The 26,916-nt window shown below is 35.6% G+C and carries 25 protein-coding genes; 8 read left to right on the top strand and 17 right to left on the bottom strand.

The window, feature by feature from the left end; translation table 11 throughout:
• Positions 1-3 precede the first annotated feature (3 nt).
• The 7 genes from WHC90_RS07465 to panB all read right to left on the bottom strand — a co-directional run bounded on the left by WHC90_RS07465 (position 4) and on the right by panB (position 6,870).
• Positions 4-2,403, bottom strand: a complete 2,400-nt coding sequence (locus WHC90_RS07465; RefSeq protein ID WP_188597852.1) for a ribonucleoside-diphosphate reductase subunit alpha — start codon at positions 2,401-2,403, stop codon at positions 4-6.
• Between the two features lie 129 nt (positions 2,404-2,532).
• Entirely contained in the window at positions 2,533-3,504 is a 972-nt protein-coding gene (locus tag WHC90_RS07460; RefSeq protein WP_188597851.1) for a ribonucleotide-diphosphate reductase subunit beta, read from the bottom strand.
• 395 nt (positions 3,505-3,899) lie between these two features.
• The gene (locus WHC90_RS07455) at positions 3,900-4,181 is read right to left on the bottom strand and encodes a TM2 domain-containing protein (RefSeq protein WP_188597850.1); all 282 of its coding nucleotides are present in this window, start codon (positions 4,179-4,181) and stop codon (positions 3,900-3,902) included.
• 33 nt (positions 4,182-4,214) lie between these two features.
• Positions 4,215-4,604: a VOC family protein gene (locus tag WHC90_RS07450; protein ID WP_188597849.1), complete on the bottom strand. Its 390-nt coding sequence runs from the start codon at positions 4,602-4,604 to the stop codon at positions 4,215-4,217.
• Position 4,605: 1 nt separating this feature from the next.
• Entirely contained in the window at positions 4,606-5,064 is a 459-nt protein-coding gene (locus tag WHC90_RS07445) for a DUF1801 domain-containing protein (protein WP_188597848.1), read from the bottom strand.
• A gap of 25 nt (positions 5,065-5,089) precedes the next feature.
• Positions 5,090-6,028: a 2-hydroxyacid dehydrogenase gene (locus tag WHC90_RS07440; RefSeq protein ID WP_188597847.1), complete on the bottom strand. Its 939-nt coding sequence runs from the start codon at positions 6,026-6,028 to the stop codon at positions 5,090-5,092.
• A gap of 23 nt (positions 6,029-6,051) precedes the next feature.
• The gene (gene panB, locus WHC90_RS07435; RefSeq protein ID WP_188597846.1) at positions 6,052-6,870 is read right to left on the bottom strand and encodes a 3-methyl-2-oxobutanoate hydroxymethyltransferase; all 819 of its coding nucleotides are present in this window, start codon (positions 6,868-6,870) and stop codon (positions 6,052-6,054) included.
• Between the two features lie 146 nt (positions 6,871-7,016).
• Between panB and WHC90_RS07430 the strand changes: the two genes are divergently transcribed.
• The 4 genes from WHC90_RS07430 to WHC90_RS07415 all read left to right on the top strand — a co-directional run bounded on the left by WHC90_RS07430 (position 7,017) and on the right by WHC90_RS07415 (position 9,059).
• Entirely contained in the window at positions 7,017-7,496 is a 480-nt protein-coding gene (locus tag WHC90_RS07430; RefSeq protein WP_188597845.1) for a nuclear transport factor 2 family protein, read from the top strand.
• A gap of 62 nt (positions 7,497-7,558) precedes the next feature.
• On the top strand, positions 7,559-8,131 hold the full coding sequence (locus WHC90_RS07425) for a sigma-70 family RNA polymerase sigma factor (RefSeq protein ID WP_188597844.1): 573 nt from the start codon (positions 7,559-7,561) through the stop codon (positions 8,129-8,131).
• Positions 8,132-8,134: 3 nt separating this feature from the next.
• Positions 8,135-8,395: a hypothetical protein gene (locus WHC90_RS07420; protein ID WP_188597843.1), complete on the top strand. Its 261-nt coding sequence runs from the start codon at positions 8,135-8,137 to the stop codon at positions 8,393-8,395.
• A 22-nt stretch (positions 8,396-8,417) separates the two neighbouring features.
• Positions 8,418-9,059: an O-methyltransferase gene (locus WHC90_RS07415; protein WP_188597842.1), complete on the top strand. Its 642-nt coding sequence runs from the start codon at positions 8,418-8,420 to the stop codon at positions 9,057-9,059.
• A gap of 13 nt (positions 9,060-9,072) precedes the next feature.
• On the opposite strand, the gene tatA is transcribed toward WHC90_RS07415, so the two are convergent.
• Both tatA and mutS read right to left on the bottom strand, forming a co-directional pair.
• On the bottom strand, positions 9,073-9,375 hold the full coding sequence (gene tatA / locus WHC90_RS07410; RefSeq protein ID WP_229664885.1) for a twin-arginine translocase TatA/TatE family subunit: 303 nt from the start codon (positions 9,373-9,375) through the stop codon (positions 9,073-9,075).
• Positions 9,376-9,395: 20 nt separating this feature from the next.
• Entirely contained in the window at positions 9,396-12,026 is a 2,631-nt protein-coding gene (gene mutS, locus WHC90_RS07405) for a DNA mismatch repair protein MutS (protein ID WP_188597841.1), read from the bottom strand.
• A gap of 97 nt (positions 12,027-12,123) precedes the next feature.
• Between mutS and WHC90_RS07400 the strand changes: the two genes are divergently transcribed.
• Complete coding sequence (locus tag WHC90_RS07400; RefSeq protein WP_188597840.1) at positions 12,124-12,651, top strand: RNA methyltransferase; 528 nt, start codon at positions 12,124-12,126, stop codon at positions 12,649-12,651.
• Positions 12,652-12,654: 3 nt separating this feature from the next.
• Here the strand turns inward: WHC90_RS07400 and mgtE are convergent, their stop codons facing one another.
• From mgtE to WHC90_RS07380, 4 genes are read right to left on the bottom strand one after another with little or no spacing between them, the layout of a single operon-like run.
• Entirely contained in the window at positions 12,655-14,007 is a 1,353-nt protein-coding gene (gene mgtE / locus WHC90_RS07395) for a magnesium transporter (RefSeq protein ID WP_188597839.1), read from the bottom strand.
• Entirely contained in the window at positions 13,997-14,800 is an 804-nt protein-coding gene (gene rsmA, locus WHC90_RS07390; RefSeq protein WP_188597838.1) for a 16S rRNA (adenine(1518)-N(6)/adenine(1519)-N(6))-dimethyltransferase RsmA, read from the bottom strand. Before rsmA ends, mgtE begins: the two co-directional genes overlap by 11 nt.
• A gap of 13 nt (positions 14,801-14,813) precedes the next feature.
• Entirely contained in the window at positions 14,814-15,131 is a 318-nt protein-coding gene (locus tag WHC90_RS07385) for a DUF4286 family protein (RefSeq protein WP_188597837.1), read from the bottom strand.
• A gap of 54 nt (positions 15,132-15,185) precedes the next feature.
• Positions 15,186-16,958, bottom strand: coding sequence for a tetratricopeptide repeat protein (locus WHC90_RS07380; RefSeq protein WP_188597836.1), 1,773 nt, complete (start codon positions 16,956-16,958; stop codon positions 15,186-15,188).
• A gap of 124 nt (positions 16,959-17,082) precedes the next feature.
• Here WHC90_RS07380 and WHC90_RS07375 point away from each other — a divergent pair, with 124 nt between their 5' ends.
• Positions 17,083-17,226, top strand: a complete 144-nt coding sequence (locus WHC90_RS07375) for a hypothetical protein (RefSeq protein WP_188597835.1) — start codon at positions 17,083-17,085, stop codon at positions 17,224-17,226.
• A gap of 36 nt (positions 17,227-17,262) precedes the next feature.
• Here WHC90_RS07375 and serS read toward each other — a convergent pair whose 3' ends face one another.
• Together serS and WHC90_RS07365 are read right to left on the bottom strand one after the other, a co-directional pair.
• Positions 17,263-18,537 (bottom strand): serine--tRNA ligase, encoded by a 1,275-nt coding sequence (serS, locus tag WHC90_RS07370; protein ID WP_188597834.1) that lies wholly within the window; start codon positions 18,535-18,537, stop codon positions 17,263-17,265.
• Between the two features lie 60 nt (positions 18,538-18,597).
• Positions 18,598-19,530, bottom strand: coding sequence for a bifunctional riboflavin kinase/FAD synthetase (locus tag WHC90_RS07365; protein WP_188597833.1), 933 nt, complete (start codon positions 19,528-19,530; stop codon positions 18,598-18,600).
• Between the two features lie 187 nt (positions 19,531-19,717).
• Here WHC90_RS07365 and WHC90_RS07360 point away from each other — a divergent pair, with 187 nt between their 5' ends.
• Both WHC90_RS07360 and WHC90_RS07355 read left to right on the top strand, forming a co-directional pair.
• Positions 19,718-22,510, top strand: coding sequence for a TonB-dependent receptor (locus WHC90_RS07360; protein ID WP_188597832.1), 2,793 nt, complete (start codon positions 19,718-19,720; stop codon positions 22,508-22,510).
• 19 nt (positions 22,511-22,529) lie between these two features.
• Positions 22,530-24,071 (top strand): SGNH/GDSL hydrolase family protein, encoded by a 1,542-nt coding sequence (locus WHC90_RS07355; protein ID WP_188597831.1) that lies wholly within the window; start codon positions 22,530-22,532, stop codon positions 24,069-24,071.
• 76 nt (positions 24,072-24,147) lie between these two features.
• Here WHC90_RS07355 and WHC90_RS07350 read toward each other — a convergent pair whose 3' ends face one another.
• The gene (locus tag WHC90_RS07350; RefSeq protein ID WP_188597830.1) at positions 24,148-24,888 is read right to left on the bottom strand and encodes a succinate dehydrogenase/fumarate reductase iron-sulfur subunit; all 741 of its coding nucleotides are present in this window, start codon (positions 24,886-24,888) and stop codon (positions 24,148-24,150) included.
• A 10-nt stretch (positions 24,889-24,898) separates the two neighbouring features.
• Positions 24,899-26,914, bottom strand: coding sequence for a fumarate reductase/succinate dehydrogenase flavoprotein subunit (locus WHC90_RS07345; protein WP_188597829.1), 2,016 nt, complete (start codon positions 26,912-26,914; stop codon positions 24,899-24,901).
• Positions 26,915-26,916 lie beyond the last annotated feature (2 nt).

Genomic DNA, 26,916 nt, shown 5'->3' with positions numbered 1-26,916 from the left:
TGATTAAGAACCACACATCAAACAATCATCTGGGCCTGCATTTTTAGAGGCCTCAACCATCGCTTTGAATTCTTCTGGAGACATTGGTTTTTCAACTTCTTCAATATCTTCAGTCTTTTTTTCTTTAGACAGGGTAAACTGTGTTGCGTTTACTGCTGATTTTGTTCTTAGATAGTACATTCCTGTTTTTAATCCAGATTTCCATCCATAAAAGTGCATAGAAGTCAATTTTGCAAAATCAGGATCTTTCATAAACAAGTTTAACGATTGAGATTGATCGATAAAATATCCTCTATGGCGAGCCATATCAATAATATCTTTCATACTCATCTCCCAAACAGTTTTGTACAATTCTCTTAATTCTGCTGGAATTTTTTCTATATGTTGGATAGATCCATTGGCACGCATGATGTCTTCTTTCATGTTGTTATCCCAAAGGCCTAGCTCTACCAAGTCTTCTAAAAGGTGTTTGTTAACTACAATAAACTCCCCAGAAAGTACTCTTCTTGTATAAATATTAGAGGTATAAGGTTCAAAAGCTTCATTGTTTCCTAAAATTTGCGAAGTAGAAGCTGTAGGCATAGGCGCTACTAATAAAGAGTTTCTAACTCCGTGCTTCATAACATTTTTACGCAATTTAGCCCAATCCCAATTACCGCTTAGTTCTTCATCTTTAATTCCCCACATGTTAAACTGAAACTCTCCTTCAGACATTGGTGATCCTTTAAAGGTAGAGTACGGCTCTTTTGCTTTTGCAATTTCCATCGATGAGGTAACTGCAGCAAAATACATGGTTTCAAAGATATCTTGATTCAGTTTTTTTGCTTCTTCTGATGTAAATGGCAAACGCAGGCTGATAAAAGTATCTGCCAAACCTTGGATTCCTAAACCAACAGGTCTGTGACGGAAGTTAGAGTTTTCTGCCTCCTTTACCGGATAGTAATTCATATCAATAACCGTATCCAAATTACGTGTAACTTTTTTGGTTACATCAAATAATTTCTTGTGGTTAAAGAATTTTTCTCCGTTTTCTTTTTCGGTAACAAACATAGGAAGTGCAATAGATGCTAAGTTACACACGGCAACTTCATCATTTGCTGTATACTCCATAATTTCTGTACACAAGTTAGAAGAACGAATAGTTCCTAAATTTTTGTGGTTTGTTTTACGGTTTACGGCATCTTTATATAGCATGTAAGGAGTTCCGGTCTCAATTTGAGATTCTAAGATCTTTTCCCACAATTCTCTTGCTTTGATAGTTTTTCTTCCTTTGTCTGCAGCTTCGTATCCTTCATACAAACGCTCAAATTCATCGCCGTAAGAATCAAAAAGGTGCGGACATTCATTAGGACACATTAAGGTCCACATTCCGTCTTCTTGTACTCGTTTCATAAACAAATCTGGAACCCACATTGCGTAAAACAAGTCTCTTGCACGCATTTCTTCTTTTCCGTGATTTTTCTTTAGATCTAAGAAATCAAAAATATCAGCATGCCAAGGCTCTAAGTACATAGCAAAAGATCCTTTTCTTTTTCCTCCACCTTGATCTACATAACGCGCTGTGTCATTAAACACTTTTAGCATTGGGACAATTCCGTTAGAAGTTCCGTTGGTTCCTCTAATATAAGAACCAGTTGCACGTACATTGTGTAGAGACAAACCAATACCACCTGCTGATTGAGAGATCTTAGCAGTTTGTTTTAAGGTATCGTAGATTCCATCAATACTGTCATCTTGCATCTGTAATAAGAAACATGAAGACATTTGTGGTTTTGGAGTTCCTGCATTAAATAAAGTTGGTGTAGCATGGGTAAAATATTTTTTACTCATCAACTCATAAGTTTCGATAGCCTCGTCAATATCATTTTTATGAATTCCGATAGCCACACGCATTAGCATGTGTTGTGGACGCTCTACTATGTTTCCGTTTAATTTTAATAGATACGAACGCTCTAAGGTTTTAAAACCAAAATAGTCGTAATTAAAATCGCGGTTATAAATAATAGTTGAATCTAATTTTTCTGCATTATCCTTGATGATTTTATACACATCATCGGCCAACAAAGGTGCTTTTTTATCTGTACGTGGATTTACATAATAATACAAATCGTCCATGGTTTCTGAAAAGGACTTTTTGGTGTTTTTATGCAAGTTAGAAACGGCAATTCTAGCAGCTAACTTAGCGTAATCTGGATGTGCAGTAGTCATGGTTGCAGCAGTTTCTGCAGCCAAGTTGTCTAACTCTGGAGTGGTTACACCATCGTACAAACCTTCAATAACTCGCATTGCAACTTTTACGGGATCAACTATAGGGTTTAATCCATAGCACATTTTTTTTACTCTGGCAGTGATTTTGTCGAACATCACCGGCTCTTTTTTTCCGTCTCTTTTTAGTACATACATAGTTATTCTTTTTTGTTGGTTTGTTGATTACTTGGGTCGCCAAAACATCCACTTTTTGGCAATTATATTATAGCGTAAGATTTTATAAATCTTCTGTTTTTTGAATTCTTTTAAAAAAGCTTATTGCTTTTAAAAATCAGCATCAAAACTGATGCTTCCGGTACCTCCAGATTTTACCCCAGCTTTTTGGTATTCTGAAACTCTTTTTTCAAAGAAATTTGTTTTTCCTTCTAAAGAAATCATCTCCATAAAATCAAAAGGGTTTTTAGAGTCATAGACTTTTTCACATTCAAACTCTAACAATAGTCTGTCTGCTACAAATTCTAAGTATTCAGTCATCAATTTTGCGTTCATCCCAATCAAGCTTACTGGCAATGATTCTGTAATGAATTCTCTTTCGATGTTTAGGGCATCTACAATAATTTCTTTGATACGTTCTTTTGGAACCTTATTTACAATGTGATTGTTGTGCAAGTGCACAGCAAAATCACAATGCATCCCTTCATCACGAGAAATTAACTCATTAGAAAAGGTAAGACCTGGTAAAAGTCCTCTTTTCTTTAGCCAGAAAATAGAACAAAATGCACCAGAAAAGAAAATTCCTTCTACGGCTGCAAATGCAATTAAACGCTCAGCAAAAGAGTCAGATTCTATCCATTTTAATGCCCATTCAGCTTTCTTTTTGATAGCAGGAAAGTTTTCGATAGCATTAAACAATTTGTCTTTTTCCACTTCGTCCTTTACATAGGTGTCTATTAGTAAAGAGTAGGTTTCTGAATGGATGTTCTCCATCATAATCTGAAAACCATAGAAAAATTTTGCCTCAGAGTATTGTACCTCATTTACAAAATTTTCTGCTAAGTTTTCATTAACAATCCCATCAGAAGCAGCAAAAAAGGCCAAGATATGCTTGATAAAATAACGCTCTTCATCTGTTAGCTTAGTATTCCAATCAACAATGTCAGAGTGCAAATCAATTTCTTCAGCAGTCCAAAAACAGGCTTGCTGTTTTTTATACCAATCCCATAAATCTGTATGTTGAATTGGAAAAATAACAAATCTATTGTCGTTGTGTTGTAAAATTGGTTCTTTTGCAGACATCTGTTGAGTGAATATTTAAGTGTTCTTAGTGTTTGTATGTGTCATGGAAAACACGTTAACAAAGATTGGAAAAATTGAATGAAATAGAAAGCCATACTTATTCACAAAAGCTCGAAGTTTTTAACAAAATGAAGTTTTTTTGATTGAAAACCGCATAAAAAACAGAAACACAAAACATTGATTAACAGTGTTTTGTGTTTTATTTTTTTTAAAACCCCTTGATTTCATTGGGTTTAAAATTAAAATCATTTTTTTGAGTTTTAAAAAAAGTGAACTCAGATACACACTTCTTAAAGCTGCTTTTTTTAGAGCTAAAAAAAAGGTCTAAAAAGAGAGTTCTTTTTGGACCTTTTGGTTTTATTTATTTGAAAAAAGTGTAGAGAATAGTTCTGTGCTTAAAACCAACCTTTTTTATTGGTTTGATAAGTATAAACAAAATCTTCATCTGATTTTGTAAGATATAGGATGCCTTCTATCAATCCAAACAAGCCCATTAGCCATGCGCCAATACCGCAGGTCAGAACAGATATCAACAGCATAACAACACCTTCTGTAGTGTAACCTAAAACAAATTTATGTATCCCAAGAGAACCAAGTAGGATGCCTAAAATACCAGCAATAATTCGTTTGCTTTCTTGTTGATAGATCTCATTTCCGTTTTCGTCAAGTACTTGCATGTATTCCTTTTTTTAGTGTGATTATGTATAAAATTACAAAAAAGCCGCGTCTTTTGGCTCCCATAATTCAATTTTATTTCCATCCAAATCTAAAATCCATCCAAACTTACCGTAGTCGTATTCTTCTATTTTATCAATAACAGTCACGCCGTTTTCTTTAAGCTCGTCTAGTAATTCTACTAAATTTTCAACGCGATAATTAAACATAAAATCTTTTTTTGAAGGTTCAAAATACGTACTATCTTTTGCAAAAGGGCTCCATTGGGTAGAAGCAGCTTTGCCTTCTTTGTCTTTCCACCAAAAAGTGCATCCCCAATCATCTACAGGGAGTCCTAAATGTTTTTTATACCAATCTTTAGTCTTGTTTGGGTCTTCAGTTTTAAAAAAAACTCCACCGATTCCGGTTACTTTTCCTTTTTTCATCTTAGTTCTTTTTTAAGCTAGCCTCATACAATTGTATCCAGGCAGTTGGGGTTAATTTTTGAGCTAATTGACCAATAAGATCATAGGGTATATCATCCATTTTTTTAAAACGGATACAACTTTTACCCATGTCTAACTTGGTTTTTGCATATTTTGGATATTCAGTAACAAACCAATCATAAAGCGATGGGTCTGCATAGATACCAGAGTGGTACAGGGCAATAAAGTTTTTTTGTGATGCAAGGTTTATAAAAGGTAGAGGCAATTTTGGGTCACAATGATAGCCGTTAGGGTAGATTTTATGCGGAATCACATAGCCAATCATACCATAACTCATTTGTTCATCATAGCCTTGAGCTAAATTTTTTTTAATGATTTTCCGTAATTTTTGGATAGCAGTTTGCCGTTCTTCAGGTAACTGAGCGATGTATTCATCAAGTGTATTTGCACTGTATTTCATAAGCAGATTCTTATTGACCTACAAGTTAACAAAATTTTTCTTTGATTTTGTCTACGATAGTTTGCGCAAGCTTAATCTTGCTTTCTATCGTCCATCCTGCTACATGAGGACTAAGAACCACATTATCGGCGGCAACGAGGTAAGAAAATTCTTCTGGAATTTCTGTGGCGCTAAAGAGCTGCTCAAAAGAGCTTTTTTCATACTCTAAGACATCCAAACCAGCTCCTAAAACTTGACCAGATCTCAAAGCTTTAACCAAATCTTTGGTAACCACAGCAGATCCTCTGGCGGTATTGATCAACCAAAAAGGATGGGCAAACTTATTGATAAAGGCGGTGTTTATCATTTGTTTACTTGTTTCATTTTGCGGGGTATGAAGGCTCAGTATTTGAGCACGTGCTTGTAATTCTTCTAAAGAAACTTGTTGGCAGTTTTCATCACCTAGGTTTTCTTTAAGGTCATAGCAGATAACCTCTACATCAAACCCACGTAATTTTTTTGCAAAGGCTTTACCCATGTTTCCATAACCGATAAGGCCAATGGTTTTTCCATCTACCTCTGATCCGCGATTTTCTTCGCGAAGCCAAACACCTTTTTTAACCTCATGATCCGCTTTGACAATTTTGTTAAACAAAGCCAAAAGCAAAGCCAAGCTGTGCTCGCCAACAGCATTTCTATTCCCTTCAGGTGCTGCAATTAAAACAATGCCCTTTTTTTCTGCATATGCACAGTCAATATTTTCTAAACCTGCTCCTACACGACCTATAAATTTTAGGTTGCTAGCTCTGTCCAAAAATTCTTTGTCTATGCTAAAGCGACTTCGAAGGATAATACCATCGTAGTCTGATATCTTCTGGATAATTTGCTCTTTGCTAGATTTATAGTCTTCATCGTTTACAAAACCTGCCAAACCAAGTTGTTCTATAAGTAAGGGATGGTTGCTGTCTAAGTGAAGGATGCGCATAGGTTTGCTCGTTTCAATAGTTGTTAATACTGCTCTTCTGCGTTCGGGAAATCTCCACTTTTTACATCAGCACTGTAATTTTCAAAGGCAGTGGTCATGCTTGTGTATAAATCATTATATCTACGTAGAAAACGAGGGTTAAATTCATGGGTCATTCCCAACATATCATGGGTTACCAAAACTTGACCATCAACACCACCTCCAGCACCAATTCCGATAACAGGAATGCTTAGGCTTTTTGCTACTTTTTCTGCAAGTGCAGCGGGAACTTTTTCTAATACCAAGGCAAAACAGCCTAAACGTTCTAATAATAGAGCGTCTTCTAGAAGTTTATCAGCTTCTTCCTCTTCTTTGGCTCTTACCGTATAGGTCCCAAATTTGTATATCGATTGTGGAGTTAGCCCTAAATGGCCCATTACCGGGATTCCAGCGTTTAAAATTCTTTTGATGGATTCTTTAATCTCTTTTCCTCCTTCTAATTTTATAGAATGACCACCGCTCTCTTTCATGATTCTAATGGCAGAACGCAAGGCTTCTTTTGGATCTGATTGGTAGCTACCAAATGGCAAATCTACCACCACTAAACAACGCTCGATACCTCTTACCACAGAACTGGCATGGTAGATCATTTGATCTAGTGTAATTGGCAAAGTAGTTTCATGACCCGCCATTACATTTGAGGCAGAATCACCTACTAAGATGACGTCAATTCCGGCACCGTCAACAATTTTTGCCATGGTGTAATCATAAGCCGTAAGCATAGATATTTTTTGACCATTGGCCTTCATATCAACTAAACTTTTGGTTGTGACGCGCTTGTATTCTTTTTTTGCTACAGACATTTTTTGTATTTTTAATGCGATAAAAGTACGGATTTATTCTGTTTCAGTATTCTTTTTTAGTAGAGTTAATCGTGTATTCTACTTCATAGAATCTTTTTTGAAACTTTATTAGTTGAAAAGTTTTTATCTATTAAATCGATATAATTATGAGAAATAGCATTGCTTTCGTCATTTTACTAGTCTTTACAATCAGTGTAAATGCTCAAAAAAATGATTCTAAAAAAGCCGTTCAGACTAGCATAGAAAATTTTTTTAAGGGTTTCCACAAAGGAGATGTGGCCCTGTTAAAAACGACCATCCACAAAGATTTAAAAGCTCAGACCACCAGCACCAACCCTCAAGGAGAAAAATTGCTTACAACTACGCCAAATGCCTTTGACGTATTGGTAAATTTTGCCACAAAAGTTAAACCTACAGATGATTATTTTGAGAAAATACTTTCTTACACTATTAAAATTGATGGAAATTTAGCCTCTGTCTGGACACCTTATGAGTTTTATAACAAAGGAAAGTTTAGCCATTGTGGAGTAAACTCTTTTCAGCTTTTTAACAACAACGGAAACTGGCAAATTATCTACTTAATTGATACCCGAAGAACCGAGGGTTGTAAACCTACAGAGAAATAGCTTACAAGGAAGGGGTCTTGTTTTTCATTTAAAAAGAATACCTTTGTTTTTTGCAAAAACCTATGACAAAAAGCCTAAGCAATCCGTTATTATCTCCCAATCTTTGGATAGATCGGTATGCAGATTATTTGTATAATTATGCGATTACTCGTGTAAATAACAGTGATCTGGCAAAAGATTTGGTGCAAGAAACTTTTTTTGCTGGATTAAAATCAGCTAAAAATTTTGAAGGAAAATCTACAGAGCGCACCTGGCTAATTGCTATTTTGAAAAGAAAAATAATTGATCATTATAGAAAAATCAATTCAAACAAAGGCAAGGCAGAGGTTCGAATGAGCTTTTATGAAGAGGGAGAAAAAGAAGGAAGCTGGATAGAAGAAAGAGCACCACAAACCTGGGATAACGAGGCAGATAAACTCATAGAGTCTGAAGAGTTAAAATCAACCATCGATAGCTGTATAGATAATTTACCTGAAAAATATGCCATGGTTTTTAGAATGAAAACCATTCAAGGTTTTGAAACTGAAGACATTTGTAAGGAGTTAGATATTTCTGCGTCAAATCTTTGGGTAATAATCCATAGAGCAAGAACTCAATTGAGAAAATGTATGGAAGAAAATTGGTTTAATAATTAAGTCATGTTAAAGAAACTACAGATTAACTGTGACAAGGCAACTACCATCTGCGACAAGAGTCAGTATGGAGAGGCTACACTTTTTGAGAAGATCCAATTAAGCTGGCATTTATTGGTTTGCAAGTTGTGTTCTAGTTATGTAAAGCAAAATAAGTCACTTACAAAAGTCTTTAAAATAAAGGCTGCAGATTGCAAAGAGCAAAAATGCATGTCTCAAAAAGACAAGGAGGCTCTTAAAAAAGAATTAGAAAAGGTTAAGTCCTAAGCATACCACAAAGCCCTAAAGAATGCACTTTTTACCAGAAAAAATAGACAATTATGTTGTAGAACATTCACAACATGAACCTCAATTATTAAAAGAATTAACCAAAGAAACTTGGCAAAAAGTATTAAATCCACGCATGCTAAGCGGTGCTTTTCAAGGGCGACTTTTAGCCATGCTTTCTAAATTAATCCAACCTAAAAATATTTTAGAAATAGGGACTTATACAGGGTATTCAGCTCTGTGTTTGGCAGAGGGAATGCCTGTTGATGGAACACTTTATACCATTGATAAAAATGAAGAATTGGAAAGTCTTCAACAAAAATATTTTAAGAAGTCGGGTTATCAAGATCAAATAAAATCCTTGGTAGGGAACGCCTTAGAGCTTATTCCTACAATCAATCAAAAATTTGATTTGGTGTTTATAGATGCAGATAAATCAAACTATATCAACTATTTTCATTTGATAATAGACAAGATGAACCCAGGCGGAATTATCTTATCTGACAATGTACTTTGGAGTGGAAAAGTAGTAGAAGCCTTAGACCCAAAAGATCTAGACACTAAAATTTTATTGGAATACAATGCGCTCTTAAACGCTGATAAAAGAGTAGAATCTGTATTGTTGCCTATTAGAGATGGGTTGACAATTAGTCGCGTGAAGTAAAAAGCCTTAAAGTTTATTTATTCCTTTTAATAGGCCCTGTAATCTCATCCTTTACCTTATTGATTTCTGAAGTGATGTCTTTAGTAACATCCATATCAATCCCTTCAGTATTGGCAGTGTCATTAATTTCTCTTTTAATTTCATTGGTAGCATCTTTTAGCTGACGCATTCCCTTCCCTAAACCACGGGCGATTTCAGGAATTTTGTCGGCTCCAAAAAGCATAACTACTAACAGCCCAATGACAACAATTTCTGGTCCGCCAATAAATAAAAAGTGTGTACTCATAGTGATGACAAAGATAAGAGTTATTTTCATTTGTCCTTGGTAAGATTTTCTTATTTTTTTATCAGCATCCGCTTAATCTCATTCAGCTTCATCAAAGCCTCAATTGGCGTTAAAGTATCTATGTTGGTTGATAAAATTTCTTCTTTGATGTTTTCTAGTAAAGGATCGTCTAATTGAAAAAAGCTCAATTGCATTTCTTGTTCTTGGACTCCTTTTAAACGGTCTTTTACTTCTTGTTGCGAATGTGATTCTTCTAGTTTTTCTAGAATTTTATTGGCTCGATGTATAACCTGTGAGGGCATTCCGGCTAGTTTGGCAACATGAATACCAAAACTGTGATTGCTCCCTCCAGCTACCAGTTTTCTTAAAAAGATAATGGTATCAGAGAGTTCTTTAACAGACACATTAAAGTTTTTGATGCGTTCAAAAGTCTCTGTCATATCATTTAACTCATGATAATGCGTTGCAAAAAGTGTTTTGGCTTTGGCTGGATGCTCGTGCAAAAATTCTGCAATGGCCCAAGCAATAGAAATACCGTCATAAGTAGAAGTTCCTCTTCCAATCTCGTCTAACAAGACCAAACTACGCTCAGAAAGATTGTTAAGAATAGAAGCGGTTTCATTCATCTCTACCATAAAGGTACTTTCACCCATCGAAATATTATCACTGGCACCAACTCTTGTAAAAATCTTATCTACAAGGCCAATTCGAGCGTTTTGTGCAGGGACATAACTTCCCATTTGCGCTAAAACCACAATGAGTGCTGTTTGACGTAAAATAGCTGATTTACCAGACATATTCGGTCCAGTAATCATTGTAATTTGTTGCTGATTTCTATTTAAGACTACGTCATTGGCGATGTATTCTTCGCCAAGAGCTAATTGTTTTTCGATGACAGGATGACGACCGTTTTTAATTTCTAGATCAGTACTATCATCCAAGACAGGACGTACATAATTATTGTCAATGGCTGTTTTTGCAAAGGAGAGCAAACAATCAATTTTTGCAATCAACTGTGCATTTTGCTGTACAGGCTCCACAAAATTAAGAACAAAGCCTATAAGCTTGTTAAAGATTTCATTTTCTAAGGTTTGAATCTTTTCTTCGGCACCTAAAATTTTGCTTTCGTATTCTTTAAGTTCTTCAGTAATATAGCGTTCTGCATTGACCAAGGTCTGTTTGCGTATCCACTCTTCTGGAACCTTGTCTTTATGGGTATTTCTAACTTCTATATAGTAGCCAAACACATTGTTAAAGGCGATTTTTAAACTGCTAATACCCGTACGTGCAGTCTCTCTTTCTAGCATGCCGTCTAAATACTCTTTCCCAGTGGTAGCAATAGCGCGCAAATCATCTAATTCTGTTGAGACTCCACTTGCTATGGCATTTCCTTTATTGATGTTTACAGGTGCATTGTCTTTTACAACTTCGGCTATTTTAGCAATGAGTTCTTTGCAGTCTGAGAGCGCATTGCCAATTTCTTGTACGGCTTTGTGCTTGCTTTTTTCTGCTGCGGTTTTGATAGGTAAAATGGCCTGTAAAGAGTCTTTAAGCAAAACCAATTCTCTTGGAGAGACTTTCCCAGTTGCTACCTTAGAGATTAAGCGTTCTATATCGCTTATTTGCGCTAGCTGATAGCTAACGGTTTTATAAAAATCATCAGAATCAATTAAAAACTTTACGATTTCTTGTCTTTTTTGAATTTGCTCCAGCTTTTTTAAAGGTAAGGCCAACCAACGTTTAAGCAAGCGACCTCCCATAGAAGAGATGGTGGCATCAATACAGTCTAAAAGCGTTACTGAATTTACAGAGGTTCCGTGATACAATTCTAAGTTTCTAACCGTAAAGCGGTCCATCCAAACATAGTTCTCTTCTGCAATACGACTTATTTGCTGTAAATGTGATAATTGCTTGTGTTGGGTTTCGGATAAATAATACAATACAGCTCCTGCAGCAACAATTCCTGCAGTCAATTCTTGTATCCCAAAACCTTTTAGATTTTGTACTTTAAAATGATTTTGCAAGGTTTCTGTTGCATAGTCACTCTGAAAAACCCAATCGTCTAAATAAAAAGTATAGTAGCGATTGTCAAATAAGTTGGCAAAGGCTTGTTTGTTTTTCTTTTCGACTAATATTTCACTTGGGTTAAAATTCTGAAGTAATTTATCAATGTATTCTTCATTCCCTTGTGATACTAAAAATTCTCCAGTTGATACATCTAAAAAAGAAACACCCAATTGTGTTTTACTGCCTTTTCTGCCAGAAGTGTCAAAATGAACAGCGGCTAAAAAGTTGTTATTCTTGCTTTGTAAAACTTCATCATTTAAAGAAACTCCCGGGGTTACCAATTCTGTAACCCCTCTTTTTACGATGGTTTTGGTCATTTTTGGATCTTCTAATTGATCGCAAATGGCCACACGCAATCCGGCTTTTACCAGTTTGGGTAAATAGGTGTTTAAGGAGTGATGTGGAAAACCGGCTAAGGCAGTTTCCGTTTCACTACCAGCGCCTCTTTTGGTGAGAATAATTCCTAAAATCCCTGCTGCTTTTTTAGCATCTTCTCCAAAGGTTTCATAAAAATCACCCACGCGAAATAACAAAATGGCATCAGGATATTTAATCTTGATTGCGTTGTATTGTTTCATCAAGGGTGTTACCTTTTTTGTAGGAGCTTTTGCCAAGTCTTTCAGAATTTTAAATTAGTTTTGCGAAGATAGAAAAAGTTTTAGTGATTCATCTTTTGTTTTGATTGAACATCATCAAACAATCCCACATCCTATGAGAAAATTAAAAAATAGCGAACTCAACAGATTGTCCGTTTCTGATTTTAAAGAGGTTTCAAAAACACCTTTGATTGTGGTTTTAGACAATATTAGAAGTTTAAACAATATCGGCTCTGTGTTTAGAACTAGTGATGCTTTTTTAATCGAAAAAATTTACCTCTGCGGAATCACAGCCACACCACCTAACAAAGACATTCATAAAACAGCTCTTGGAGCTACAGAATCTGTAGATTGGGAGTATGTATCAGATACCTTAAGCTTGGTCAATAAATTAAAGGCAGATGGTGTTCAGGTCTTGGCTATAGAACAAGCAGAAAACAGCACCATGCTCAATGATTTTGTGCCTCAAGAAAATCAAAAATATGCTGTGGTAATGGGCAATGAGGTAAAAGGGGTTCAACAAGAAGTGGTTTCTGCTGCAGATTTGTGTATAGAAATCCCTCAATTGGGGACTAAACACTCATTAAACATCTCTGTAAGTTGTGGAATCGTACTTTGGGATCTCTTTCAAAAACGTTTTTAACGATTAAAAACCCAGGATTATTTTGGCAATCATAAAGTAAATTAAGATTCCAAAAATATCATTGCTGGTGGTAATAAAAGGACCAGTGGCAAGCGCTGGATCAACACCTCTTTTGTCTAAAATAATAGGGACAAATGTTCCTACAATAGAAGCAATCATAATTACAGAGATTAATGAAATAGCAACGGTAACTCCGATTTCTACTTTAAATCCTAAGAAAAGCATTCCTGCAGACATTAGCAAAGCAGCTAAGACAAAACCATTGATTAAACTTTGTAAAACTTCTTTAAATAAGCGTCTCCACAAGGAGCCTTTTAAACTGTCATTTGCCAAACCCTGAACAATAATTGCAGAAGATTGAACCCCAACATTTCCTGCCATTGCAGCAATCAAAGGGGTAAAGAAAAACAGAGCAGGATAGGTATCCATGGCTGTTTCAAAACCTCCTAAAATAGAGACCGAGATAAAGCCTCCAAATAGCGCTAAGATTAACCAAGGCAATCGAGCTTTGGTAAGCTCCCAAATGGTGTCATTGGCCTCAACATCTTGCGATATCCCTGCTGCCATTTGGTAATCTTTGTCTGCCTCCTCTTTTAATACATCGACAATATCATCAATGGTAATTCTACCCAATAAGACATTGTTGTCATCTATAACCGGGATTGCTTCTAAATCGTATTTAGCCATGATTTTAGCAACCTTTTCATCATCTTCATTCACATTTACAGCATCAACCTTTGCCTTTGAAATTTCAGCAATTTTTTGATCAGATTTAGCGATAATTAAATCTTTTAAAGACAGTCTACCGACCAATTTATCTTCTTTATCAACAACATAAATAGAATGTACTCTCGTTACTTCTTTGGCCTGTCCTCTAATTCTGCGCATACAGCCAGCTACGGTCCAAGTTTCATAGACTTTAACCAATTCTTTTGCCATCAATGCACCTGCAGTATTGTCTTGATAAGACAGTAACTCTTTAATGTCTGCCGCTAATTCATCATCTTCTAAAGCGTTAATTACGCGCTCTTGACGTTCTTCTGAAAGCTCTCCAATAATATCTGCTGCATCATCAGAGTCCATTTCACCAACTTCATCTGCAATTTCTTTGGCTGATAGATTTTCTAGAATTTTTTCACGTGTATCCTCGTCTAGCTCGGTAAGAATTTCTGATGTTTTTTCACTATCTAAAAGCTTTATAATATAAATAGCTTCATCAAAACTAACTTCGTCTAAAACTTCTGCAACATCTGCAAAATGGACTTCTTTAAAAAGTTTCTTTATTTCAAGATCATTGTTTTCATAGATCAATCCAACCAGGTTTTCTAGAAACTCATCAGTAATTTCAAATGCCATTTTCTATTAATTTTTGGGTGAGTGAAATAAATTCTTGAACAGACAATTGTTCTGGGCGTTTCGCAAAGATAGGGTCTTCCTTTAAGCTTTCCGAAAGATTGAAAGAGTTTAGACTTTTCCGAAGCATTTTTCTTCGTTGATTAAAGGCCATCTTTACCACTCTAAAAAACAATTTTTCATCTACAGGCAAGGTAAAATTTTCTTTTCTGGTCATTCTAATGACTCCAGAATCTACTTTTGGCGGCGGATTAAAAACCGTTGGAGGTACTGTAAATAAATATTCAACCTCGTAAAATGCTTGGGTTAGTACGGAGAGAATTCCATAGACTTTGCTTCCTGCTTTTTCTGCAATTCTTTGAGCGACTTCTTTTTGAAACATTCCAGAAAACTCAGGTACATAAGCTCTGTTTTCTAGTGCTTTAAAAACAATTTGAGTAGAAATATTATACGGAAAATTACCGATGATAGCGACCTGTTGCTTTTGAAATAACTCACTGAGATCATGCTTTAAAAAATCACCTTCAAGGATGTTAAAATTTTCTTTGGTAGTGTTTAATTGTAAGTGCTCTAAAGGAAAGGTATCTTTGAGATAGGCCACTGATTCTCTATCGAGTTCCATTACAGTTACTTTGGGCTTGTTTTGCAATAAATACTTTGTGAGCACACCCATTCCAGGACCAATTTCTAAGACGTGATCATAGTTGGTTCCTTCTAATGAATTTGCAATTTTTTTAGCGATGTCTTCATCCGTTAAAAAATGCTGCCCTAAGTGTTTTTTTGCCTTTACGCTCATTGTGTATTGGTGGTTATTTTGGATAAAATTCGTTTACTATTTTCAATTCAGTTCTGAATGAGACTATCTTATCTGCAAATTTTTGAAGCGCATCACCGCGCAATGAATCAGCATGATCCTTGTAATAACTATCTAAATCTTCACGTGATTTTGCTTGGTATTGTACCGCATAAGTTATGCCGCCCATCTCTTCTTCAACCAAAACTTGAGTAAGCTTGGCATTTACAAATTTGCCTGTCGCCAGTACCTCTGGAATGTGTTGATGAATCCAAGTAAGCCAAGTATCGTGAATACTTTCGTCAATATTGATGGTTACATTATAGATATACATATAGGTTTTTATTAAAAAGGTGGATATATTTTTAATGGTTTTAATGAGCTCGTTTTATTGAACTGCATCTCCTCTTAATTTCCTGAATTTTTTTCTAGCATCAACCAAATAAATACTAGAAGGATGTTCAAAAATAATCTTTTGATAGTATTCTGAAGCCTTTTCTGTGTTATTTAATTTTGTAGAATAGAGTTCGGCTAGTTGATAATAGGCATCATCTACCAAAATTCCTTCTTTGTTTATAGCGATTAGTTGAAGGTAGTTTTTAATGGCGCTCTCTAATTGATTTGTTTTTACAAATAATCCGGCTTGTTTGTAGAGCGCTTCGTCTTCTATCGGATAGCCCTTATACTCATTAAGTAAACTTTGTAAGCCCAATATGGCTGCTTCATTTTTTTCCTGAAAGGCCAACAAATCCGTTTTTGCATATTTATTTAAACTCAGGTCTGTAGAATCTTTTGGTTGGTTGTTAGAAATAATCAAAAACAATTCTAAAGCATCATTGGCGATTAGCTGTGTTGTAGAAGCTTTTAACACCTTGAGTTGTGCCTTGGCCCAATCAAAATCATTTTTAAAGTAGGATGTTTGCGCTACTTTAAATCGCGCTTCTTGTGAGATAGGATGGTCTTTAATACTGGTTTGTACTTTAGAGAATTCAATCAAGGCTTTGTTAAACTTTCCAAGATATACGTAAATATCACCCAATTGAAGCTTTACTTTTGCATGGTTAAATTTAGAGGTGGTATGCTTCATGGCCTCGTTTAAAACCAAGATGGCTTTATCTGTTTGATCTTTTTGAAAGGTTAGGTAGTTTGCATAGAGCAATTGTGCCTGAAAGGTGCTGCTGTTTTGCCCAAATTCATCAAAAAAAGCACTAAAGAGCTTGTCAATATCTGGTTGTTTTACTTCTATGGCAATCTGAAGCACATAGCTAGCTGCAATTCGTTTATAATCCCCCAAAGGACTTTTTTCTTTGACAAAGTCAAAGCATTCTTGTGCAATTTTATAATCCTCTGCCTTATAGGCTAGCACCCCTAAATTGATGATGTTATTAATAAACTCCGGATTTCTTTGAAACAAGGCCTTTTCTTGGATAAAGGCTTTGTCGTATTCTTTTTGCTGAGTAAAAACCCAACTCAACAATTGATTCCATACATTTTTTGGATTGCTGATTGATTTTTTGATGACTACTTTTTTAAACAGTATATTGTTTTTATCCTCTGGATCATCTGTAATATAAGGGCTTGTAAATCGCTGAACCGTTGGCAAGTAGGCGTCATTGGTGTTTAGCAAATTTATATAGGCTGTAAACATTTTTTCAAAGGAACCTTGCTCTCCATAAATTTGAGCAATCTGAAAATTGTAGTTTAAATCAGGGTTCAGTTGCATGGTCTTTTGATAGGCTTCGATAGCAAAATCCAAGAGAGAATTTTCTTTAAACAGCCGAGCAATATATCCACCAAACTCTGGGTATTTATCTATTGATTCTAAAGCTTTTTTGTACTGAGTAGTTGCCTGTTCTTTTAGTTGTTGTCGATCATAATTATAACCCAATTCTACATATAAATACGTTTCATTAGGTCTTTTTGTTAACTGTTTTTGAAGCAGTTCTTCTGCGGCAGTAAATTTTGCTGTTTCCTGAAAACAAGAAATCAATCGTTTAAGATAGGTTGTGTTTTGTGGGTTCTTATCAAATAACAACTGATACAGTTGTTCTGCTTTTTCATACTCGCCTTTGCGAAAGTAATTTTCAGCCAAAAGAAGTTCACTTTGAGCAAAAATCACTTGACTGATTAATAGTAAAAAAAGGATGAATAGCTTTTTCATGTATTCCAAAGATAATCAACAAAAACGTTAAAATATTCCTAAAGCAGCATGATTTTTTAGTATTTGATGTAACATTTTGGCACAAAAGTTGTCTACTTAATATAATCACTAACTATTGAAGATCATGAAAGAACTAAAAAAACAATACGAAAGCGCAAAAAAAGATTCTATACAGTTTATGAAAAACGGCCAAATAGCTGCTTATTTAAATGCATTGATAGCCATGAATAACTATAAGAGAATGATGTTGGCAGTTGTTGCTAACTAAAAAGTGCGCTTGATATCAAACGCACTTTTTAAAAGATTAATTAATTGTGTCAAAGCCACAATATGGAACTAATACATCTGGTATTTTTATTCCATCGGCTGTTTGGTAATTTTCTAAAATCCCAGCCAATACTCTAGGCAATGCTAGAGAGCTTCCGTTTAAGGTGTGTACCAATTGGCTTTTTCCTTCTTTATTTTTATAGCGTAACTTTAATCTATTGGCCTGAAAGGTTTCAAAATTAGAAGCTGAGCTAATTTCTAGCCAACGATCTTGCGCGGTAGAAAACAATTCAAAATCAAAGGTCAATGCCGATGTAAAACCGGTATCACTTCCACACAAACGCAATATTCTATAAGGCAATTTTAATTCTCTTAGGATCTCTTTAATATGCTCTACCATACCATTTAAAGCCTGATATGAATTATCGGGGTGCTCTATCCTTACAATTTCTACCTTGTCAAATTGATGCAACCTATTTAAGCCTCTAACATGAGCTCCGTAGCTTCCAGCTTCTCTTCTAAAACAAGGAGTGTATCCAGTACAAAGTATTGGAAAATCATCTTCAGAAATTAAATTACCGCGAAACATGTTGGTAATAGGCACTTCGGCTGTTGGAATTAAGTATAAATCATCAACACCCACATGATACATCTGACCTTCCTTGTCTGGTAATTGACCCGTGCCAATTCCAGAAGCCTCATTGATTAAATGAGGTACCTGATATTCTTTGTAACCTGCTGCAATGTTTTTATCTAAAAAATAATTGATTAGCGCGCGTTGTAAACGAGCACCTTTTCCTTTATAAACAGGGAAGCCAGCTCCGGTTATTTTTGTTCCTAATTCAAAATCAATGATGTCGTATTTTTTTGCCAGCTCCCAATGAGGAAGCGCATCTTCACCAAGATTTGGAATGATGCCTTCGCTAAAAATTATTTCATTGTCTTCTTCTGATGTACCCGCAACCACAGATGCATGAGGTACGTTTGGAATCTGAAAAAGTAAGTTTTGTAACTCGTCAGAAACTTTATTAAGGGCCTCAGTCAGCTCTTTAGATTGTTCTTTTAACTGAACTGTTTTTTCTTTTAAAAGATTGGCTTTTTGACGTTCACCCGATTTAAAAAAATGTCCAATTTCTTTGGAAAGCTTATTAGATTCTTCTAATACTGTATCAAGGGATACTTGTGTCGCTCTACGTTGTTCATCTGCAGCAAGTACAGCATCAATCATGGTTTCGGCATTGGCAAAATTTCTTTTTGCTAACCCGTTTAAAACAATTTCTTTGTTTTCTCTAATAAATTGAACTTGTAACATTCTTTTTGAGTTTTAAGAACCGCAAAGATACAGGAACTGCTACAATTTACCAATGTAGAATTAGAGATTGTTATGAAGGTAGTCTAAGGCTTCTTTTTTGTCTTTTTGAAGTTGTAAAATTAACATCTCTACAGAGTCAAATTTAATTTCATCTCTTAAAAAATAACGCAATTCTATTTGAAGTTTTTGACCATAGAGATTTTCATCAAAATCAAAGAAATGTACTTCTATGGTTTGATGGTCTCCATCTACAGTAGGTCTAAAGCCAATGTTCATCATTCCATAAACCCGTTTGTTGTTTATTTTTGATTGCACTACATAAACCCCTGTTTTAGGGATCAGTTTATAGTCTTCTGCAACAGAAATATTGGCTGTTGGGTATCCAATTTTGCCTCCTAACTTTTTGCCGTTCACCACGGTTCCGTTCAGTGTAAAATTGTATCCTAAATAACGATTGGCCGTTTCAATATGTTTGTTGGCCAAAGCCTTTCTTATTTTTGTAGAGCTCACAGAGACATCGTCAATATCTTGAGCGGGGATTTCTGCAACTTCAAACCCATATACATGACTGTATTCTGTTAGTTGCTCTAAATTCCCTTCTCGGTTTTTTCCAAAGTGATGATCGTAGCCAATAATAAGTTTTGAAGTGTGTAGTTGATTAACCAATACATCTCTTACAAACTCTAGGGCGGTCATTCGAGAAAACTCTTTGCTAAAAGGATGAATGATTAGGCAATCAAGCCCTGTTTTTTCTAAAAGAACAGCTCTTTCATCAATGGTATTAATCAATTCAATTTTAGCTTCCTTCTGTAAGACCATCCGCGGATGTGGAAAAAAAGTGAGTAGCACCGATTTTTTATTGAGCTTTTTGGCATTTTGCACCAACTGCTCAATAATCTTTTGATGTCCTATATGGACACCGTCAAAGGTACCTATAGTAACAATTGTTTCTTGGGAGCTTTTGTAATTTGAAAGCGAATGAATTAGTTCCAAAAAAGTAAATTTTTAGCAAAGTTACAATTTTGCGATTTGAAACGGTTCTAAATTTTATAGAAAAGTACAATTGTTATTTTTGAATTTTAAAGGTAAATAATTGCTATAAACATAATTTTTATAAGTCTTCATTAGCAAATTCAAAAAAAATTGTATTTTGCAGTACAGTTAACAAATATTTTACATTATGAAAAAATTATTACTAGTTGCATTTGCAATTTTAACTAGTGTCTCTATGTTTGCTCAAACAAAGATCACGGGTACAATTACTGATGCTGTTACTGGCGAGACTTTGCCAGGAGCAAATATTAAAATTGAAAGAAAGTTAGTCGGGACTAACACGGATTTTGATGGAACTTTTACTTTAATAGTATCAGACACACCACCGTTTAATTTAGAGATATCAATGCTCGGTTATAAAACGGAAAAAGTTGCAATCACAAAAAACAATCAGGTTGTAAAAATTAGTTTAACAGAAAATGCTACGGCATTGGATGAGGTTGTCGTTTCGGCCTCAAGAACTCCTGAAAGGATTATGGAGTCACCAGTTACCGTAGAAAGAATGGACGTCCGAGCCATAAGGAACACTTCTTCTCCTTCGTTTTACGATGGATTGGAAAACCTAAAAGGAGTAGATATCAACACCAACAGTTTAACCTTTAAGTCTGTAAATACTAGAGGGTTTGCAACCTTTGCTAATACGCGTTTTATGCAATTGGTAGATGGTATGGACAACTCTTCTCCAGCACTTAACTTTGCTTTAGGGAACTTATTAGGGATGTCTGAGTTGGATGTAAAAACAGTAGAGCTTTTACCAGGAGCTTCTTCTGCATTGTACGGAGCCAACGCATTTAATGGGATTATGTTTATGACCAGTAAAAGCCCTTTTGATGATCAAGGAATTAGTTATGTATTAAAATCAGGAATGACTAGTCAAAAAGCAGCTGGAGACAATATGTTTTACGATACAAGTATTCGATTGGCACATGCTTTTTCTGACAAGTTTGCAGCCAAAGCAACCGTATCTTATTTAAAAGGTACAGAGTGGTATGCAACTGATTACAGAAATACAGTTGATGGAAAATTTGCAGCTGGAGATAGAAGTTCAGATAGAAACTATAATGGATTGAATGTTTATGGAGATGAGGTTTCTACAAACATAAAAGGAGTGGCTCAAACCTTAGTTGGTTTAGGTATTTTACCAAATGGAGCTGATGCCCTAGTGCCAAGTGAAAATATTAGTAGAACAGGGTATAATGAAGAAGATTTAATGTCTTATGATGCTAAGAGTATGAAATTAGGAGTTTCATTACACTATCGTCCTCTAGGAAATGACCGTGTAGAGGTTATTTGGAATTCTAAATACGGTCAAGGAAATACTATTTATCAAGGAACCAACCGTTACAACATCAAAGATTTTATGATGCAACAACACAAGTTAGAGGTTCGTGGAAAGAATTTCTTTGTTAGAGGTTACCTAACTTCTGAAGATGCAGGGAATTCATACGATACTCGTTTTGCTGCTATCAACATTAACAGAGCTTGGAAAGATGATAATACTTGGTTTGGACAATATGTAGGAGCTTATGTTCAAGGAACACTTGGAGGGATGAATTCTGCTCAAGCACATGCATTGGCTAGACAAACTGCAGAAACAGGACGTTTTGTTCCTGGAACACCAGAGTTTAAAGCTGCTTTTGATAAAGTAACCGCAGACCCTAGTTTAACAACTGGAGCTAAATTTCAAGACAATACTAAATTGTATCACGCTGATGCAAACTTAAACTTAAGAGATTATATAGAGTGGGCAGAATTTCAAGTAGGAGGTTCTTATAGAATGTACTCTTTAAACTCTAAGGGTAGTATTTTTACAGATTATAACGGAGCTATTGATTATGGTGAGTATGGAATGTATACACAAATGCAAAAGAAATTTATGGAAGATCGTTTAAAGTTTACAGCTTCTATTCGTTATGATAAAGCTCAAAACTTTAACGGAAGTGTTTCTCCACGTCTTTCATTTGCCTATGCAGGAGGTGAGGATAAAAACCACAACTTTAGAGCGTCTTTCCAAACTGGATTTAGAAACCCTACTACTCAAGATCAATATATTGGTTTGGATGCAGGTTCTGGAATCTTAGTAGGTTCTGCTCCTGATAACTTAGATCGTTATGTATCTTCTCCATTAAGTGTGAGTGGTTCAGGTCAAGCATTTACAGGTTCATCAACCATTACTTTATCTGGTAGAAGAGCTTATGATAATTCTTTTTCTGCAGCATCTATTGCAAACGGAACCTATCAAAAAGCACAAATTGAATTGGTTAAGCCAGAAAAAGTTACTGCTTATGAAGTAGGGTATAGAGGTTTGGCTGATGTTTCTGATAACAAAATCAGTATAGATTTAAGTATGTATTACAATAGTTACCAAGACTTTATTTCATCTAAAAATGTAGCAGTTCCTTTTTACGGAACAGCTGGAGATAATGGTTTGTCATTATTGGCTTTACAAAATGGAGATTATAAAGGTTTTGCAGTATATACAAACTCTGCAGCAGACATTAACTCTTATGGTGCTTCTATCGGTTTAAATACCAAGATTTTTGATGGATTTAATATTGGATTAAGTTATACACTTGCAAAGTTTGATTTTGACCAATCTACAGATCCAGATTTTGAAGCAGGATTTAATACTCCAGAGCACAAAGTAAAACTTCAGTTTGGTAAAACAGAAGTATTTAAAAACGTTGGTTTTAATGTAAATGTAAGATGGCAAGATGCTTATTACTGGGAGTCTACTTTCCACGATACCGCTATCGACGCTAGAACTGTCCTAGATGCTCAAGTGAACTACAGCATTCCAAAATGGAAATCTGTGATCAAATTAGGAGGAGCAAATTTAATCGGGAAAGAATACTTTAGTGCACCTGGTGTTGGAGCAATAGGGTCTCAATATTTCCTTTCTTGGACAATTAATAATTAATCATACAAAACAGCTTATCATGAAAAATAAATTAATTTGGTTATTTGGACTTACAGTAGTTTTTGCTTCTTGTGATGTAAATAACGACATAGAAACCATTCCAGAAGTAGTAGTGCCAACTGTAGCGTTGGAAGCTGGTTCTGCAGATTTCACATCGTATGTTGCTGTAGGAGCTTCTTTTACCGCCGGATATACAGACGGAGCCTTGTTTAAAGCAAGTCAAGAGAATTCTTTTCCAAACATACTTGCAACTAAATTCGCCATGGTTGGTGGAGGAGACTTTAAGCAACCATTGATGAATGATAATATTGGTGGTTTATTGTTACAAGGAAACCTTGCAGCGTCACCAAGACTTTATTTTAATGGTTCTGGACCAGCAGTATTGCCAGGTACACCAACCACAGAAATTACATCTGGAGTTACGGGTCCTTTTAACAATATGGGAATTCCAGGAGCTAAAAGTTTTCATATCGTAGCCAATGGTTACGGAAACAAAGCAGGAGTTTCATTTGGTTTAGCCAATCCATATTATGCAAGAATGGCTTCTAGCGATGCTACTAATGTTTTGGCAGACGCCATGCGTGCGAACCCAACATTTTTTACCGTTTCTGAATTAGGAGGTAATGATGTTTTAGCTTATGCTATTTCTGGAGGAGCAGGAGTTGATCAAACGGGTAATACGAACCCAGCAACTTATGGGTCTAATGATATTACTGATCCGAACGTATTTGCTAGTGCTTTTAATGCAGTTGTGACTACTTTAATGTCAACGGGAGCTAAAGGAGTGGTTGCAACCCTTCCTAATATTACTTCATTGGCTCATTTTACAACTGTACCTTATAACCCAGTACCTTTAGATGCTGCAACTGCAGCTGCAGTGAACTCAGGTTATGCACCTTATAACACTGGAATCCAAGGAGCTTTTACAGCTTTAGTAGGGATGAAGTTAATGACACAAGCTCAAGCAGATGCAGAAATTGCTAAAAGAACAATTCAGTTTTCTGCAGGTAAAAATGCAGTTGTGATCATTGATGAAGATTTAACTGATTTAGAAGCTTTAAATCCTGCTTTTGCTGGATTAAAACAATACAGACAAGCCACTGCTACAGATTTATTAGTATTGCCTAGTTCTGCATTTATTGGAACCACTGTGGGTGGAAACGCACAATTAATCAATGGTGTTTCTGTGCCTTTAGCAGATAAATGGGTATTAACTCCACAAGAGCAACTTAGTATTAAAACAGCTACTGATGCTTATAATGCAACCATTAAGGCTGTAGCGACTGCTAAAGGGTTGGCTATGGTTGATTTTGAAGCAATTTTAGTAGAAGCATCTACCACTGGAATCAAGTTTGACGAGTACACCATGACTACCAATTTGGTAATGGGTGGATTGATTAGCTTAGACGGGATTCACTTAACAGCAAGAGGCTATGCTTTAATGGCAAATAAGTTTTTAGCTGCTATTGATGCAACCTATGGTTCTAATTTCTTAAAAGCAACAAGTGGTCTGGCTAAGGCTGGAGACTATCCAACAAATTATTCACCTACTTTGCAATAACAAGCAAAGAAGGCTCAATAAAAAAGGGATTGTGATTTAAATCACAATCCCTTTTTTATTATATAATAAATAATATTTAGAAGCTAGCTTTTAAATATTCTCTATTCATACGAGCAATATTCTCTAAAGAAATTCCTTTAGGACATTCAATTTCACAAGCACCAGTATTGGTACAGTTTCCAAATCCTTCAGCATCCATTTGAGCAACCATGTTTAAAACACGATCTGTGGCCTCTATTTTTCCTTGAGGTAATAATGCGTATTGAGACACTTTAGCGCCCACAAATAGCATCGCAGATGAGTTCTTACAGCTAGCAACACAAGCTCCACAACCAATACAAGCTGCAGCATCCATTGCTTCGTCAGCATCGTGCTTAGAAATCGGTATGGCATTTGCATCCTGTGTGTTACCAGAGGTATTTACAGAGATAAATGCACCAGCTTGTTGTATGCGCTCAAAAGAAGTTCTATCAACAACCAAATCTTTGATTACCGGAAAAGCTTTCGCTCTAAAAGGCTCAATATAAATGGTGTCACCATCGTTAAACATACGCATGTGTAATTGACAAGTAGTTACGCCTCTATCTGGTCCGTGCGCTTCTCCATTGATATACATAGAGCACATTCCGCAGATTCCTTCTCTACAATCATGGTCAAAAGCTACAGGTTCTTCACCAGTATTTATTAACTGTTCATTTAAAACATCCATCATTTCTAAAAAAGACATGTGCTCTGAAATATCAGTTACTTTATAATCCACCATTTGACCCTTTGATTTTGAGTCTTTTTGTCTCCAAATTTTAAGTGTTAAATTCATAATGTCTTTTTTATTTATAAGAACGTTGTTTTAGTTCAATATCTTTAAATTCTAATTCTTCTTTGTGTAACACTGCATCTGCAGGCTCTCCTTTGTATTCCCAAGCAGCTACAAACGCAAAATCTTTATCATTACGTTTTGCTTCTCCTTTTTGTAATCCATCTAGCTCTGTAGATTCTTCTCTAAAGTGACCACCACAAGATTCTTCTCTCATTAATGCATCTTTAGCAAACAATTCTCCTAATTCTAAGAAATCTGCAACTCTACCTGCTTTTTCTAACTCAGGATTCATTTCGTTTAATGCTCCGGTAACTTTTACGTTTTTCCAGAAATCTTCACGCAAGGCTTTAATTTCGGCCATTGCTTCAGTCAATCCTTTTGCATTACGAGCCATCCCAACTTTATCCCACATAATTTTTCCTAATTTTTTGTGGTAATAATCTACAGAATGCTTTCCTTTATTATTGATAAAGAAATCCAAGCGATCTTTTACTTCTTTTTCTACTTCATCAAATTCTTTTGTATCCGTTGGTATTTTTCCAGTTCTAATATCATTGGCTAAATAATCTCCGATGGTATATGGCAATACAAAATACCCATCGGCTAAACCTTGCATTAAAGCAGAGGCACCAAGTCTATTTGCTCCGTGATCAGAGAAATTTGCTTCACCAATACAGTACAAGCCATCGACGGTTGTCATTAAGTTATAATCAACCCAAACACCACCCATGGTATAGTGTGTTGCTGGATAAATCATCATTGGTGTTTCGTATGGATTTTCATCAACGATCTTCTCATACATTTGGAATAAGTTTCCATATTTAGCTTCAACAATTCCTTTTCCTAAATCGTAAACTTCTTTTTCCGATGGATTAGAAATATGATGCAATTTAGCCTGTTCTCTTCCGTAACGTTCTATTGCCGATTTAAAATCTAAGTATACAGCTTCTCCAGTAGCATTTACTCCGTAACCAGCATCACAACGCTCTTTTGCAGCTCTAGAAGCCACATCACGTGGTACTAAGTTACCAAAAGCAGGATAACGTCTTTCTAAGTAATAATCTCTTTCATCTTCAGACAAATCAGTAGGTTTTTTACGACCTTCTCTAATTGCCATTACATCTTCCATCTTTTTTGGAACCCAAATACGTCCATCATTTCTAAGAGATTCTGACATCAAGGTTAACTTTGATTGATAATCTCCAGAACGAGGAATACAAGTTGGGTGAATTTGTGTATAACAAGGATTTGCAAAGAAGGCTCCTTTTTTATGAATCTTCCATGCTGCAGTTGCATTAGAACCCATTGCATTGGTTGATAAGAAATAAACATTCCCGTATCCACCAGTTGCAATTACTACTGCGTGAGCAGAATGACGTTCAAGCTCTCCAGTAATTAAATTTCGAGCAATAATTCCTCTTGCTTTTCCATCAACTTTTACCACATCTAACATTTCATGACGATTGAACATTTCAATCTTTCCACGAGCAATTTGACGGTTCATTGCAGAATAAGCTCCTAATAATAATTGTTGTCCTGTTTGCCCTTTGGCGTAAAAAGTTCTAGAAACTAAAACACCACCAAAAGAACGATTGTCTAACAATCCACCATAATCACGTGCAAAAGGAACTCCTTGTGCCACACATTGATCAATGATGTTTGCAGATACTTCAGCCAAACGGTAAACGTTTGCTTCTCTTGAACGATAATCTCCTCCTTTTACAGTATCGTAAAACAATCTGTAAAAAGAATCGCCATCTCCTTGATAGTTTTTGGCTGCATTGATTCCTCCTTGTGCAGCAATTGAATGCGCTCTACGCGGTGAATCTTGGTATGCAAATGCTTTTACGTTATACCCTAACTCAGCTAAGGTTGCCGAAGCAGAACCACCAGCTAAACCAGTACCAACGACAATAATATCAATATTACGTTTGTTGGCTGGGTTTACTAAATTTATTGTGTCTTTATAAGTTGTCCATTTATCTTTTAATGGACCTTTTGGAATTTTTGAGTCTAATGTTGCCATAC

This window comes from Polaribacter pacificus, from assembly GCF_038024035.1.
GTDB classification, from domain to species: Bacteria; Bacteroidota; Bacteroidia; order Flavobacteriales; family Flavobacteriaceae; genus Polaribacter; species Polaribacter pacificus.
Note: the sequence above shows the minus strand (reverse complement) of the source record. Positions and strands in the feature narration are given on the sequence as shown.